The organism is Aquabacterium fontiphilum (assembly GCF_009909205.1).
GTDB classification, from domain to species: Bacteria; Pseudomonadota; Gammaproteobacteria; order Burkholderiales; family Burkholderiaceae_C; genus Aquabacterium; species Aquabacterium fontiphilum.
Genome location: NZ_JAAAPN010000005.1, coordinates 149,814 through 164,196, shown reverse-complemented (window position 1 = coordinate 164,196; position 14,383 = coordinate 149,814). Strand labels below are relative to the sequence as shown.

The window sequence follows — 14,383 nt, the reverse complement described above, 5'->3', positions numbered from 1 at the left end:
CTGGCGTCGCCCCGCTTTTTTTCTGCCTCCCTTGACGCTGCACTGCTCACCCCGCATGCAGGTGGCGGGAAAACCTCACACATTCACTTACATTTGGCGCCATCTGCTTCACGCTTCTCGCCGATGTCGCCCTTCATGCTCTCCTTGCGTCGCCTGCTCCTGCCGCTTTGCTGCGCCGCGCTCGGCGTGCCGGCCATCGCCGGCGACAATGTCCTGCCCGACGCGTCCCCCGAGGCGCCACTGCCAGCGCTGGGCGCCTCGCCCTCTGGCTGGACCGCCTCCGGCACGGGCGCAGGCGGGTTCATGGCCGTGCAGTTTCAAGTCGCATTGTCCGACAAGGTGCGCGGCGTGGGGGTGCAGGGCGGCGGCGCCTTTAACTGCGCAGGCGGCTCCGCCCGCAGTGCGGCGCTGACCTGTACCTGTCCGGTTGGCGGCGACACCGGGTTCGCACCGCTGGGACTGATGTCAGGCATCGATCCCGCACACTGCATGGTGATGCCACCCGCCGTCATGGCTCGACGCAGTCTGGACAGCCTGCATGCCTTGTCGCCCCATATCCAGGCCAGGCGCCCGGTACGACAGGTGCGCGTGTGGCTGCATTCGTACGCCGAGGACGCCACGTTCGCACCCGCCGGGCTCGACAGCGTGGCGCGGTTTTACCGGGGCCGGGGCACCTCGGCAAGCCACATCCAGCGGATCACCACAAGCGCCCCGGCCATCGGCAGCCGGTGGCAGGGCGACATGCTGCGCTGGCTGCACCCGGCTGCGAGCCCACAGGTCAGCGTGCAACCCCTTGCGCCGCGCCCTGAAGGCCTACGGGCCTTCGATCAGCGCCCTTTTCACCCAATGGAAAATGGCCATGGGTTGGCCGACGCCGGCCTGATCTACGTGCCGGCCGCCTGCGAGCCTGCATCCCGCCCTGGCGCGGCCTGCCGCGTGCATGTCCACTTCCATGGATGCGCACTCGAGGCGCCGGACCCCCGCGGCCTGCGGTCATTGCACGCGTGGGCCGAAAGCCTGCGCATCGTGGTGCTTCACCCCCGAGCAGCGGCGGAGCCGACCCGCAATCCCGGGGCTTGTTGGGACTTCTGGGGAGCCAGCACGCCGCCCCCCACGGGTGGCAATCTGCTATTGGCACCAGCCTACGCCCGTGCCGACGCGCCGCAGATCGTCGCAGTGCACGACATGCTCGATGCGGTGACGCGGCCCGCTCCGCGCTGATCCTGCTGCCTCGTCAGCGCAGCACGAAACGCACGCCGGGCGGTGGCGCGGCAGGCGCCTGGGTATCCTGCTGCACCACCGATGCGGCCAGTCGCACGCGATCGGCGGGCAGCCGGGTGATCAGGTAAGCCTTGACGGTGTCTGCGCGGCGGTCGGCCAAGGCACGCAGCGCCGCGGCATCCACCGGTGCGGCGGCCTTCAGCAGGGCCATCTGCTCGGCGGGCGGCAAGGCTTTAGGCACCCCCACGACATTGCGCGGCTTGCGGATGTCGGCCGCGCGGTAGGCTGCCGCCAACCAACGGTCACGCTCCTGCGGCATCACTTCCACCTCATCGATCGGTACGCCCAACGCCCGCGCCTTGGCCACGCGCATCCACTGCGCGACCTGGGCTTCACGCAAGCCCTCCTCGTCCACGGCAGCGTGGGCCTGGCCGATGGCATCCAGCTTGAGCGCCGGGCGGTCGGTCAGACGCGCGCTCATGGCATCCAGGCGCTGCCGGGCGGCCTCTGTGAGCTCGGCCTGACCAGGGGCAAACGGCACTTCGCCCGCTTCGTCGCTGTCTCCGCCCATCAACAGCGCGAACGGCGCGGTCACGGCCTTGGTGACCAGGTTGACCACCACGCGCCACAGGATGCCGCCGACCGAGAACTGCGGATCGTCCAGCGACCCCGATATGGGAAGGTTGATGTCGATCTCGCCCCGGCTGTTCTTCAACAGCGCAACGGCCAGCCGAACAGGCAACCGAGTGGCGTCTGGGTCGCCCGAGGGCTCGCCGAACGTGAGTTGGTCCAGAAACAGCCGGTTGCTGGCGGCCAGTCGCCCCTCCTCCACCTTGTAGCGGACATTGACCGACAGCGTGCCACGCTCGATCGCATAGCCGGCATAGCGCGCGGCATAGGGCGTCATGCGAGTGAGTTCCACCCCCCGTGCCTCGCCTTCGATGTCCGTGAACAGCCGCGGGCCCAGCGGGTGCAGCGTGCCCTTGATGGACAGCGGTGCGCCATCGTCCACCGCGCCATCCAACTGCAGCTGGGCCGGCTCCGGCTGGCGGGCCGCCACAGCGGAGATGGTGCCGTTCAGACGGGTGAGCCGCGCAGAGTAGCTGGGCCGAATGTACGTGTCGGTGAAGTCGACCTGGCCGTTGGTCAGCTGGATCCCCCGCCAGCGCAGGTCCATCGGATTGGGGGGCGGCGCGTCGGCGGGGGCGCGGGCACCCTCGGTTGATCCACGCGCGGAAGCCGGCGGGGGCACAGCCGCCTGCGGCGTGGTGATCGAGGTCGCGGACTCGCCCTCGTCGCCACGCCGCACGATGCTGGCCAGATTGAGCCGGGCGTCGGGCTGCAGGATCAGACGCCCGTAAAAGTCCTGCAAGGCGATGCGCCCGAGATCAGCCTGTACCTGCCCTTGTCGCCAATGCAGATCCGTTCCATCCAGCGCCAGCCGCCGCCAACGCAAAAACTCGGCCTCGTTGACCTTGTCCAGCAGCTGCACCCGGTCCAGCCCCAAGCGCCCACGATACCGGACGGTCAGCGCGTCAGCCCCTGCGCCCGCACCCGAACCGGCACTCAGGCTCAGTCGACCGTCTGCCTGCGCCTGGGCCGACGCCAGCTGCACATTCAGGTGTGGCGCTAGGTAGGGCTGCAGCACCCGCAGATCCAGCGACTGGAGCGCCAGCCTGGCCTGCACGGCCAACGGCGAACGACGCACCTCGCCCTCGAAGCGCACTCGCCCATTGCCCTGCGCCAGCGTGTCCAGCTCGACCTGGATCGGGCGCACGGCGTCATGACTGAGCCCCTGGACAACCAGCGTGGTGCGCGCCAGTCGGAAAATCGCCGAAGGATCCGTCGCAGCGTCACGCACGCTGAGCTGGCACCCTTGGCACGACACACGACCGATGGACCACTGCCCGCTCGGCCGGTTGGCAGACATCGCCCCATCGCTCGCAGCCGTCCCATCGGCGCCCGCTGGCATCCGGGTCCAACCCAGATCCAGGCCATTGACATCGACCGACGCAATACGAGCCTGCCAAGCCGCAGACTCAGGGCCTTGTCTCGCCGACCATTGGGCCGTCACACCGTCAACCACCCCGTCTTGCCACATCAGATGATCGGTGCCTTGCGAGGCCTTGGCAGCAAAGCCCTGCAGTTGCACACGCGTGTTGGTGACTTGCAGTTGCCAAGACGGTGTGTACTGAACGGCGAGCGAGGCCTGGGCCGTCACGCGCCCCGCGGTGGGCGCCATGGGCAGGCGCCAGGTCGGCGCGAGCGGCCGCAGCCACGGCACGATGGCGGCGTCAGCAAGCGTCACGGTGGCCTGGCCCGCGCCATCGGCCAGCTGCCACTCGCCCTGAGCCTGCAGGCGGCTGCCCACCTCATCCTTCAGCCCCAGCTGCCAGCGAGCCGGCGGGGCCTTGGCATCCGAACGAAGATCGCGGACCTGCCACTTCACATCCTGCAGCACGGGCCACGGGGCGGTGGCCTCGGTCTGCACATCCAGCCGGCTGGCCGCCACGACCGCCTCGCCGACCGACCAGCGCCAGCGCACTGCCGCCTCGCCCTGCGGCGCTGGTGTCGCAGTGGACCGCGCCGCCGTGCGCACTGTCCCCGGCCTCGGCAGCGGACGAACCGCCAGCGACAACCCTTCCACGGCCACCCGGCCAACCGCCGCCTGATGGGTCAGCGGTTGCAGGTCCAGCCCGCTGAGCGTGAGCGCCTGCCATCCCAGTTGCACCTGCCCCAGCCCCGGCGCGCGGGGCAGGTGCAGGCCCAGGTCGGTGAGCACCACCTGGCCGCGCACCGACAGACTGGGCACTGGATCGACTGTCTGCTGCTCAAATGTCAGCGTCAGATCGGTGGACAAGCGCCCGCGCGGTGCCTCCACCCTCCATGCTGGCGGCAGCCATGGACCGGCGTGCGGCACCCACTCGGCCAGGTCCACATCGCGCCAGGTCAGCTTGAGTTCAGAGCGGTGGCCGGCCTGGAACGGCAAGGTCGAGCCGGCCAGACGCAAGGCGCTGCCGTTGACGCGGGCCTCCAGCAGGGGTTGAACCGCCACATCGATCTGGCTGGGCAGGCTGGAGACGAAGGGCACGCCCAAGCGGATGCGGTCGACGGCATGCGTCTGCCCCAGCACCCGGTCTTCATAGCGCAGACTGCCCTGCTCCAGCGCAATGTTGAAGACAGCAAAACGGGCCGGCCCTTCGCTGGCCGGCGCGGCCGCTCCCTGCTCACGCAGACGGGCGAGCACCGGCGAGATGTTCAAACGATCAGGCGCTTCACGCACCAGCGTGAGGGCTGGCGCCTGGACCTGCAGGCGCCGCAACACAGGGGCACGGTGCCACAGCGACGCCAATGACACCTGGGCCTCGATCGCCTGCACGCGCAACATGGGTGCATCGGGCGCACCGACCCTCAGCCCACTCAGGCGGGCCGTCAAGGTCCAGGGCGACAAGGTCAGCTCGTCGAGCGCCACCGGCACGCCCAGCGCCTGTTCGGCTGCTTCCGCCACCCGCGGTTTCAGGACTCCGGGCAGCCACGCCCCCACCCCCGCGGTCCAGCCCACTGCAACGACCGCCACCGCGGCCGCGACCCGCCAGAGCCTCGACGGGCCGCCTCCACCACGCGCGGGAGGCGCGTCCGCAGATCGAGGAGAAGGAGAAGGCTCGGCACGCATGACACACGATGGCAAAACGCCGCACACCTTGCGCGGCCACCCGACATGTTATGCCTTGCGCAGCATCATGGCGTGACACGCCCCGGACGCCCCCCGCTGTTGGACAATGCCCAACATGAACAAGCACCCCCTGACTTCACCCTGGCAAGTGGCCTACTGGCTGCTGGCCGTGATGGCCCTGCTCACCCTGCAGAGCTGGTGGCAGACGCAACAGACGGTCGAGGCCGTGCCCTACAGCGAGTTCGAGAAGGCCCTGGCTGAACGCCGCATCGAGTCGATCACGATCGGCGAGACCACGGTGACGGGCCACCTGCGCAGCAGCGATGGCAGCGGCAAGCGCGTGATCGTGGCCAACCGCGTGGAGCCGGCCCTGGCCGAGCGTCTGTCGCGTTACGACGTGCCCTACACCCGCGTGGTCGAGAGCACGTTCGTGCGCGACCTGCTGTCATGGGTCGTGCCATCCATGGTGTTTTTCGGGCTGTGGTTGTTCCTGATGCGGCGCTTTGCCGAGCGCCAGGGCATGGGCGGTTTCATGAGCATCGGCAAGAGCCACGCCAAGGTCTATGTCGAGACCGACACCGGCGTGAACTTTGGCGATGTGGCTGGCGTCGACGAGGCCAAAGCCGAGCTGCAGGAGATCGTGTCCTTCCTCAAAGATCCACGGGGCAACAGCCGCCTGGGCGCCCGCCTGCCGCGCGGGGTGCTGCTCGTGGGTCCGCCCGGCACGGGCAAGACCTTGCTGGCCAAAGCAGTGGCAGGCGAAGCCGGCGTGCCCTTCTTCAGCATCTCGGGCAGCGAGTTCGTCGAGATGTTCGTCGGCGTGGGGGCGGCACGCGTGCGCGACCTGTTCGAGCAGGCCCGCGCCAGGGCCCCGGCCATCATCTTCATCGACGAGCTCGACGCGCTGGGCCGCGCCCGCGGCGCAGCCGGCCCCATGAGCGGACACGATGAGCGCGAGCAGACACTCAACCAGTTGCTCGTCGAGCTCGATGGCTTCGACAGCTCCAGCGGCCTGGTGCTGCTGGCGGCCACCAACCGACCCGAGATCCTCGACCCGGCCCTGCTGCGGGCCGGCCGCTTCGACCGTCAGGTGCTGGTAGACCGACCCGACAAGCACGGCCGCGTACAGATCCTGCACGTGCACACGCGGCGCATCCGGCTGGCCCCGGAGGTCGACCTGGACCAGGTCGCCGCGCTGACCACCGGCTTCTCCGGTGCCGACCTGGCCAATCTCTGCAATGAGGCCGCGCTGGCCGCCACGCGCCGCGGTGGCGAGGCCGTGACACTGGCCGACTTCACGACCGCCATTGAGCGCATCGTGGCCGGCCTGGAAAAGAAGAACCGCGTGCTCAACCCGCGCGAGCGCGAGATTGTGGCCTATCACGAGATGGGTCACGCCCTGGTGGCCATGTCACTGCCCGGCACCGACCCCATCCACAAGGTCAGCATCATCCCGCGCGGCATCGGCGCGCTGGGCTACACCATCCAACGGCCCACCGAAGACCGCTTTTTGATGACGCGCGACGAACTGGAGCACAAGATCATGGTGCTACTGGGCGGGCGCGCAGCCGAATCGGTCGTGTTCGGCCACCTGTCGACCGGCGCCGCCGACGACCTCGCCAAGGTGACCGACATCGCGCGCGACATGGTCACCCGCTACGGCATGGACGCCGGCCTGGGCCATGTGGCCTACGACAGCGCGCCGACCCACCTTGACGTGCCCGGCTTTGGGCTGGGCGGCTGGCCCGTGAGCCCGCAGACGCAGGCCAGCATCGACGAGGCGATCCGCGCCATCGTCGCCCAGGCCTTCGAGCGCACCACGGCTGTGCTGCGCACGCACCGCGCCGTGCTCGATCGCTGCGCCCAGGCCCTGCTGCAGCGCGAGACGCTGGACGAAGCAGCGCTGCGCGCGCTCACGCCGGAGTTGCGCACCTCGCCCACCTTGTCAGAATGAACCGAAGGCCGTACCCAGCCCGATCACCACGGCCAGCGCGAACAAGGGCACACCCACAGCCACCACGGCGATGTCGAGGTAAGACTGGCGGTGGGTCAGCTTGCAGATCTCCAGCAGCGTGATCACCGCACCGTTGTGCGGCAAGGCATCGAGCCCGCCTGTGGCAATGGACGTGACGCGGTGGAGCAGATCGGGCGCAAAGCCCTGCTCCCGGCCCATGGCCAGGTAATCGTCGCCCATGGCCTGCAGGGCGATGCTCATGCCGCCCGAGGCCGAGCCGGTGATGCCGGCCAGCACGTTGACAACAATGGCCAACGAAATCAGCGGGTTGCTGCCACCGACACCCAGGATGGCATCCCGGATCAGCTCAAAACCGGCCAGCGAGGCCACAACGGCGCCAAATCCAACAAGCGAGGCCGTGTTGAAGATGGGCATCACCGACGCGGCCACACCTGCGTTGTACACGGCCCATCCCCGCGGCAGCTGACGCCAGGCGAGACCCAACAGCAACACGATCGACAGGCTGAGCGCCACGATGATGGCCCATACGCCGCGGACCGCGCCCAACTGGGTCTCACCATAAAGCGCCGCAGCCAGGTAGCTGGTATCAAGCCGCGGCAACCACCATTCGCCCACCACCAGGTTGAGCAGCACCACAGAGACGATGGGCGTGACGGCCGCGATCACCGGCAGGTCGTGCTCTGTCGAGGTGGTCGGTGTCCCGAGCCCCTGTTCGTCGTGCTGTCCGTAGCCCTCGCCGCCCAGCCGGGCCTGGCGATGACGCCATGTCAGCCACAGCAGCCCCCCGCCGAGCATCACCGCACCCGCGAGCACGCCCAAGCCAGGCGCGGCGAACGGCGTGGTGCCAAAGAACGGCATGGGAATGGCATTCTGGATGGCAGGCGTGCCAGGCAGCGCCGTCATCGTGAACGTGAAGGCACCCAAGGCAATGGTCGCTGGCACGAGTCGCTTCGGCACATCGGCCTGGCGAAACAGCTCGGCGGCAATCGGATACACCGCAAAGGCCACCACGAAAAGCGACACACCGCCGTAGGTCAGCAGCGCGCACGCCAGCGTCACGGCGAGGATGGCCTGCCCCGCCCCCAGGCGCCGGACAATCGCCAATGCGAGCACCCGCGCGGCGCCGGATGCCTCCATCAACTTCCCGAACAAGGCACCCAGCATGAACAGCGGGAAATACAGCACCACGAAGCCGCCAAGCGCCTTCATGAAGACCTGGGTGTAGCTGGCCAGCACCGGTGTGTCGGGCGTCATCAGCACCGCCACCAGCGCCGCCAAGGGCGCAAGCAGCAACACGGACAGCCCCCGATAGGCCAGCACGATGAGCCCGCCAAGGGCCAGAACAATGCCGACTACGCTCAACATGCGTTCATTCCTTTCACGGCTTCCTGGAGGACAAGGGTCGAGCGTCGACCCACATGGGTGCAGTTGCGCAACAGCCACTCATCGGCGGCCTGGCGCCCCACACGGTGCAGCCGACTGATCAGCGGCCAAGCCGCATTGAGCTTGCTGGACGCACCAAGTTCCGCCAGCTCCGCTTCGGCGTCGATGCGATGCAGGCGCAGATCGTTGAGTTTGTGAAACAGCGATGCCGGCCCGCTGCTGGCCGGCAGCCCCTCGGCGCGGAGCAACTGCTGGAGCAAGCCGATGGTCTGCAACTCTTTGACCAGACTGCTGTTGAACGTGATCTCGTTGAGCCGATCCAGGATGTCCGCCCCCCGCGTCGGGACCGAGGTTCGGCAACTCGGATTGATCTGCACCAGCACCAAGTCCGAACTGGGGCTCTCGGCAATCAGCGGCAGCAGCGATGGATTGGCCACATAGCCGCCGTCCCAATAGGCCTGACCGTCGATCTCCACCGCCCGAAACAGCAAGGGCAGGCAGGCCGATGCCATCACGGCGTCCACCGAGAGTTCTTCGTGTCGGAACTCGCGCAGCCGGCCGGTCTGTACGTGCGTGGCCGAGACGAACACCCGGGGGCGACAGTGCGCGCGCAGGAAGTCGAAGTCGACCTCGTCGGCCAGGATGTCACGCAGCGGGTTGAGATCCAGCGGGTTGAGCTGGTAAGGCGACAGCACGCGGCTGAACCAGTCCATGTACCAACCCCACGGCGAACTCGGCCCCATCCAATCCCAGAACAAGCCCGCCATGCCCTGCGAGGCCCCCGACGCGCGGCTCACCCGCGTCCAGAAGCGCAGCAAGGCCTCGCGAGCCTGTCGGCGTCCGCCCTGCGCGAAGCCATGGGCCAGCACCACCGCGTTCATCGCGCCTGCGCTGGTGCCGCTGATGGCCTCGATCTCCAACCGCTCGTCTTCGAGGAGCCGGTCGAGCACCCCCCATGTGAACGCGCCGTGGGCGCCGCCGCCCTGCAGCGCCAGGTCGATGCATTTGCGCGATTTGCCTGCCATTGATTTCCTTTCGTCAAAAGGACCGCCATGAGCCAAGCAGCCGGTTGGACAGATCGTGCCATAAGCACACGCCGTGCCCTGTGACGGAGGAAAGACCCTGCGCCGCGCTATGCTCAGGGGGCACCAGCCTCCTGTGAGAGGAATACGATTGACCGAATCCCATAGCCTGCCCTTTCTCAGAGAAGCCCTGTTGTTCCTGGCGTTTGCCGGGGTGCTGATTCCCCTGCTGCAACGCCTGCGGATCAATCAGATCCTGGGCTTTCTGGCGGTGGGCCTGCTGGTCGGGCCGTATGGCCTGGCACGCTGGACAGACACCCTGCCCTGGCTGGGCACCTTCACCTTCCGCGAGAGCGCCGAGGTCGGCTCGCTGGCCGAACTCGGGGTGCTCTTCCTGATGTTCATGATCGGGCTGGAGCTGTCGACCGAACGCCTGGTGGCGCTGCGGCGATGGGTGTTTGCGGCAGGGGGCGCACAGGTGTTGATCAGCGGGGCCTTGATCGGTGGGGTGGCCTACCTGTTCGGCAACCGCTGGGAAACCGCGCTCGTGCTGGGCCTGGTCCTGGCCTTGTCATCCACCGCAGTGGTGGTGCAATGGCTCACCCAGCGGCGCGAGTTGGCCTCGCCACAGGGCCAGGCCACCTTTTCCGTGCTGATGCTGCAGGATCTGGCCGTGGTGCCCATCCTGATTCTCGTAGGCCTGCTCTCGCCCGAGAACAACGACGAATCGGTGGGCCGCATCCTGGGCATGACGGTGCTGAAATCGGTGGCGGCGATCACCCTCATTTTCGTCATCGGCCGGCGCATGATCCGCCCGCTGTTCAAGGCGTTTGCGCGCCAGCACCAGCCCGAGGTGTTCATGGCGCTCACGCTGCTGACCACCATGAGCATGGCCTGGCTGACGGCCGAGGCCGGCCTGTCGATGGCGCTCGGGGCCTTCCTCGCCGGCCTGCTGCTGTCCGAGACCGAATACCGGCATGAGGTGGAGGTCACGATCGAGCCCTTCAAGGGCCTGCTGATGGGCCTGTTCTTCATGTCGGTGGGCATGAGCATCGACCCGTTGGCCGTGTTGCGCAACCCGGTGTGGGTGCCCCTGTCGGTCATCGGGCTGATGCTGATCAAGGCCATCGTGGTGACGGTGATCTTCCGCATCGGGCGGTTGTCGTGGGGCCGCGCCATCGAAGGCGGCCTGCTGTTGAGTCAAGGCGGCGAGTTTGCCTTCGTCGTCGTCGGGGCGGCCACCGCCAGCGGCCTGATGAAGCGCGATCTGGCGCAGTTCATGCTGCTGGTCGTGGGGCTCAGTCTGTTCATCACACCAGCGCTGGCCTCACTGGGCACGCGGCTGCGCGAGCGCCTTGACAGGCAGGCCGCGTTCGTCCCGCCTGAGGACATGGTGCCCGACGACCTGCGCGATCAGGTCATCATCGCCGGCTTCGGCCGCGTTGGCCAGCTGGCTGCCGAGGTGCTGCAACGCGAAGGCGTGCCTTACGTGGCCATTGAGCAAGATGCCAAGAGCGTGGCGCACTGGCGCAACCTGGGCCAGCCCGTGTACTACGGCAACGCAGCCCGCACCGACCTGCTGCAACGCCTGCGGGCGGAGCAGGCGCGCCTCATCATCGTGACGATGGACAATCCCGCCTCGGCGCTGCACACGGTCAAGGCCGTGCGCCAGGCCTTCCCGCACCTGGCCATCGTGGCGCGCTCGCGTGATGAGCGCCACGCCCAGGAGCTGGTGGCCGCTGGCGCCGGGCAGGTGATCCCCGAAACCCTGGAGGCCGGCCTGCAGTTGTCGGCCGCCGTCCTGCTGGGCCTGGGCCATGCTGAAGCCCATGTGGCCCATCTCATTGAAGCCGAACGCAACCGCCGCGTGGCGCTGTTGCGCATCTGAGTATCCGACCATGTCTCTGAAGAAAACCGACCTCGCCCGCCTGATGGGCCTGAAGATCGAAGGCAAGATGAAACGCCAGGGCGTGCCCCCGCGCTTCGGCCAAGGCGCCCGCGCCGTGGCGCGTACCGAGCGCCCCGCCCTGTCGGACAAGCCCGCCGAGCAGGCTCCCAGCCTGGTGCCCATGACCTGCAAGCTGCCCGCCCCGTTGGCCGCGAGACTGCGTGACGCCGCCGCCGCGCATCCGGGCAAGCTCAATGGTCTGATGGCCGAGTTGCTGACGCAGGCATTGCCGCAAGCGCCCGTTGCCCAGCCAGCCGTGACCCAAAAGCCCGTGGCAAAGAAGGCCACCGCGCAGAAGGCCGCTGCGAAGAAAGCCGTCGCCAAGACGGCGGCCGTCAAGCAGCCGGCCACCAAGAAGGCAGCGGCCAAGAAGGCGACAGCGAAGACCGCGCCAGCCCGAAAAGCCGCCGGGCGCTGAAGCCGCACGGCCACCGACATGCCCTACGCCATCGCGGTGCGGGCGCTGTGCGAGTTCACCGCCCGCACGGGCGACCTGGATCTGCGCTTCACCCCTGCGCCCAGCGCCGAGGAGGGCATGGCGGGCCACCTGCTGGTGCAGGGCCGGCGGGGTGCCCATTACCAGGCCGAGCTACCCTTGACGGCCACGGTGGGCGAGCTGACGGTGCGTGGCCGCGCCGATGGCTACGACCCCGTGCGCCAGCGGTTGGAAGAAATCAAGACGCACAAGGGCGATCTGGCGCTGCAGCCAGCGCACCACCGCGCGCTGCACTGGGCCCAGGCCAAGGTGTATGGCGCGCTGCTCTGCCGTGAGCGGGGCTTGCAGACGCTGGAGGTGGCCCTGGTCTACCTCGACATCGGCACCCAACAGGAGACCGTGTTCTGCGAGCAGCACACGGCCGACGCGCTGGAGGCCTTCCTGCAGACGCAGTGCGCCCGCTTTGCCCAGTGGGCTCAGCAGGAAGCCGCCCACCGCGCCACTCGCGATGCGGCCTTGCACGCGCTGCGCTTCCCGCATGCCGATTTCCGGCCCGGTCAGCGGGCGCTGTCGGAGGCGGTCTACCGTGCGGCCGTCCAGGCGCGTTGCCTGCTGGCTGAGGCACCGACCGGTCTGGGCAAGAGCATCGGGACGGTCTTCCCCTTGCTCAAGGCCATGCCCTCCAGCGGGCTGGACAAGCTCTGCTTCCTCACGGCCAAGCGATCCGGACGCACCCAGGCCTGGCATGCACTGAAGCAGCTGTCGATGCCTGCTTCACCAGCCCCGGCGTTGCGCGCGATGGAACTGCTGGCACGCGAGCGCGCGTGTGAGCATCCCGACAAGGCCTGCCATGGCGAGAGCTGCCCGCTGGCCCGGGGCTTTCATGACCGACTGCCCGCGGCCCGGCAAGCGGCGGTTGGCATCCCTGTGCTCGATGGCCCCGCCCTGCGCGCCCTCGCCGCTGAACACGGCATCTGCCCCTACTACCTGGGGCAGGAGATGGTGCGCTGGGCCGATGTCGTGATCGCCGACTACAACCACTACCTCGACCCCTATGCGCTGCTGTACGCGCATGTGCAGGCGCAGGGTTGGCGAGTGGGTCTGCTGCTGGACGAGGCCCACAACCTGGTCGACCGCGCCCGGCAGATGTACAGCGCCGAGCTGGACCACGACGCGCTGCGCCTGGCCCGGCGCAGCGCGCCCAAGGCGCTCAAACGCCCGCTCGATCAACTCCACCGCGCCTGGCTGGCTCAAGCCCGTGTGGCCCAGGCCGACCACAGCGTGCTGCCCGATCTGCCCGCCGCCTGGCATGGCGCGCTGCAGCGCGCCACCTCGGCCATCGGCGAGTACCTGGGCGACCACCCCACCGAGGTTCTGCCCGATCTGCAGGCCTTCTACCTGAACGCGCTGCACTTCAACCGCATGGCCGAGACCCTCGGCCCGCATGCCCTGGTCGACATGCAATGCGACGGCGATGCCCATCGCGCACCACACAGTGTGATCGGCATCCGCAACGTGCTGCCCGCACCGCATCTGTCGCCGCGCTGGGCGCTGGCCCACACGGTCACGCTGTTTTCAGCCACGCTGCAACCGCCGGCCTACTTTCTCGCCATGCTGGGCCTGCCGGACAACACAGTGTGCATCCGCGTGCCCGCGCCCTTCCAGGCAGCGCAGCTCAGCGTGCAGGTGGCGCGCGAGGTGTCGACGCGCTACGCCGATCGGGCCAGGTCCCTGCCGGCCATCGTGGCCCTGATGGCGGAGACCTTTCATGCGCGCCCCGGCAACTACCTGGCCTTTTTCAGCAGCCACGCCTACCTGCAATCGGTGGCCGACGCCTTCTCGCAGGCCCACCCTGACGTGCCCGTCTGGCGCCAGCAGCGCAGCATGAACGAGGCCGAGCAGCAGGCCTTTCTCGACCGCTTCACGCCCGAGGGGCAAGGCATCGCCTTCGCCGTGCTGGGCGGCTCATTCTCGGAGGGCATCGACCTGCCAGGCACACGGCTGGTAGGCGCCTTTATCGCCACGCTGGGGCTGCCACAGGTCAGCCCGTTGCTCGAAGCCATGCGCGACCGTCTGGGCCAACTTGTGGAACGCAGCGTCGGGGACGGTCACGACTGCGCCTACCTCTACCCTGGCCTTCAGCGCGTCGTCCAGGCTGCGGGACGCGTCATCCGCACCCCCCAGGACCATGGCGTGGTCGTGCTGATGGACGACCGCTATGGCCGACCCGCCGTGCAGCGGCTGCTGCCCGACTGGTGGCCTCGGGCGATCAACGTGTGACGATGTCGCGCTGCATGGGCGCGAGCTTGGCCAGCAGCTTGTTCTGCGCCGCGTTGGGAACACCGGCTCGCGTCATGGCGATCTGCAGGTCTTCGGCCAGCGCGTTGAAGTGCGCATGGGTCAACCCCATGTTGGCGTGCGAGGACTTCATGTCGGCGCCCTGGTAGACGCAAGGGCCGCCCGTCAACTGGCAGAACTGCTCGGTCAGCTGCACCTTCAGCCGCGGAATGGACGTGGGCGTAAAGAACATCGCGATTCGCGGGTCTTTCTGCACTTCAACCAAGAAGTCGTCGACCACGCGTGCCATGCCCTCCTTGCCACCAAAGGCCTGGAAGACCGCATCATCGGCCGCCCGCGCGGGTTGCATCGCCAGCAGCGCGCCGGCCATCACCGTGCCCAGCAGCACGCGCTTGATCAGTTGTGTACGCATCATCTTGCTCCGTCT

9 protein-coding genes are annotated in these 14,383 nt (G+C 68.3%); 5 read left to right on the top strand and 4 right to left on the bottom strand.

Going from position 1 to position 14,383, the window contains the following annotated elements:
* The first annotated feature begins 123 nt into the window (after positions 1-123).
* A complete protein-coding gene (locus GTZ97_RS07550) occupies positions 124-1,221 on the top strand; it encodes a hypothetical protein (RefSeq protein WP_161649974.1) in 1,098 nt (365 codons plus the stop codon).
* A 13-nt stretch (positions 1,222-1,234) separates the two neighbouring features.
* Here GTZ97_RS07550 and GTZ97_RS07545 read toward each other — a convergent pair whose 3' ends face one another.
* Complete coding sequence (locus GTZ97_RS07545) at positions 1,235-4,894, bottom strand: DUF748 domain-containing protein (protein WP_456236807.1); 3,660 nt, start codon at positions 4,892-4,894, stop codon at positions 1,235-1,237.
* A 115-nt stretch (positions 4,895-5,009) separates the two neighbouring features.
* Between GTZ97_RS07545 and ftsH the strand changes: the two genes are divergently transcribed.
* Positions 5,010-6,848, top strand: coding sequence for an ATP-dependent zinc metalloprotease FtsH (gene ftsH / locus GTZ97_RS07540; RefSeq protein ID WP_161649972.1), 1,839 nt, complete (start codon positions 5,010-5,012; stop codon positions 6,846-6,848).
* Here the strand turns inward: ftsH and GTZ97_RS07535 are convergent.
* Together GTZ97_RS07535 and GTZ97_RS07530 are read right to left on the bottom strand one after the other, a co-directional pair.
* Entirely contained in the window at positions 6,840-8,234 is a 1,395-nt protein-coding gene (locus tag GTZ97_RS07535; protein WP_161649971.1) for a GntP family permease, read from the bottom strand. The two genes, ftsH and GTZ97_RS07535, sit on opposite strands and share 9 nt — an antisense overlap.
* On the bottom strand, positions 8,228-9,277 hold the full coding sequence (locus GTZ97_RS07530) for a patatin-like phospholipase family protein (RefSeq protein ID WP_161649970.1): 1,050 nt from the start codon (positions 9,275-9,277) through the stop codon (positions 8,228-8,230). Before GTZ97_RS07530 ends, GTZ97_RS07535 begins: the two co-directional genes overlap by 7 nt.
* Before the next feature lie 148 nt (positions 9,278-9,425).
* Here GTZ97_RS07530 and GTZ97_RS07525 point away from each other — a divergent pair, with 148 nt between their 5' ends.
* From GTZ97_RS07525 to GTZ97_RS07515, 3 genes are read left to right on the top strand one after another with little or no spacing between them, the layout of a single operon-like run.
* Entirely contained in the window at positions 9,426-11,162 is a 1,737-nt protein-coding gene (locus GTZ97_RS07525; RefSeq protein ID WP_201748199.1) for a cation:proton antiporter domain-containing protein, read from the top strand.
* 10 nt (positions 11,163-11,172) lie between these two features.
* Positions 11,173-11,640, top strand: a complete 468-nt coding sequence (locus GTZ97_RS16685) for a hypothetical protein (protein WP_236651075.1) — start codon at positions 11,173-11,175, stop codon at positions 11,638-11,640.
* Between the two features lie 18 nt (positions 11,641-11,658).
* Positions 11,659-13,938 (top strand): ATP-dependent DNA helicase, encoded by a 2,280-nt coding sequence (locus tag GTZ97_RS07515; RefSeq protein WP_161649968.1) that lies wholly within the window; start codon positions 11,659-11,661, stop codon positions 13,936-13,938.
* On the opposite strand, the gene GTZ97_RS07510 is transcribed toward GTZ97_RS07515, so the two are convergent.
* Positions 13,928-14,371, bottom strand: a complete 444-nt coding sequence (locus GTZ97_RS07510; RefSeq protein ID WP_236651074.1) for a group I truncated hemoglobin — start codon at positions 14,369-14,371, stop codon at positions 13,928-13,930. The genes GTZ97_RS07515 and GTZ97_RS07510 overlap by 11 nt on opposite strands.
* Positions 14,372-14,383 lie beyond the last annotated feature (12 nt).

Excerpts from the sequence above, each read along its gene's own strand:
- GTZ97_RS07550 (WP_161649974.1), top strand. The coding sequence starts at position 124 with ATGTCGCCCTTCATGCTCTCCTTGCGTCGCCTGCTCCTGCCGCTTTGC.
- GTZ97_RS07545 (WP_456236807.1), bottom strand. The coding sequence starts at position 4,894 with ATGCGTGCCGAGCCTTCTCCTTCTCCTCGATCTGCGGACGCGCCTCCC.
- ftsH (WP_161649972.1), top strand. The coding sequence starts at position 5,010 with ATGAACAAGCACCCCCTGACTTCACCCTGGCAAGTGGCCTACTGGCTG.
- GTZ97_RS07535 (WP_161649971.1), bottom strand. The coding sequence starts at position 8,234 with ATGTTGAGCGTAGTCGGCATTGTTCTGGCCCTTGGCGGGCTCATCGTG.
- GTZ97_RS07530 (WP_161649970.1), bottom strand. The coding sequence starts at position 9,277 with ATGGCAGGCAAATCGCGCAAATGCATCGACCTGGCGCTGCAGGGCGGC.
- GTZ97_RS16685 (WP_236651075.1), top strand. The coding sequence starts at position 11,173 with ATGTCTCTGAAGAAAACCGACCTCGCCCGCCTGATGGGCCTGAAGATC.
- GTZ97_RS07515 (WP_161649968.1), top strand. The coding sequence starts at position 11,659 with ATGCCCTACGCCATCGCGGTGCGGGCGCTGTGCGAGTTCACCGCCCGC.
- GTZ97_RS07510 (WP_236651074.1), bottom strand. The coding sequence starts at position 14,371 with ATGATGCGTACACAACTGATCAAGCGCGTGCTGCTGGGCACGGTGATG.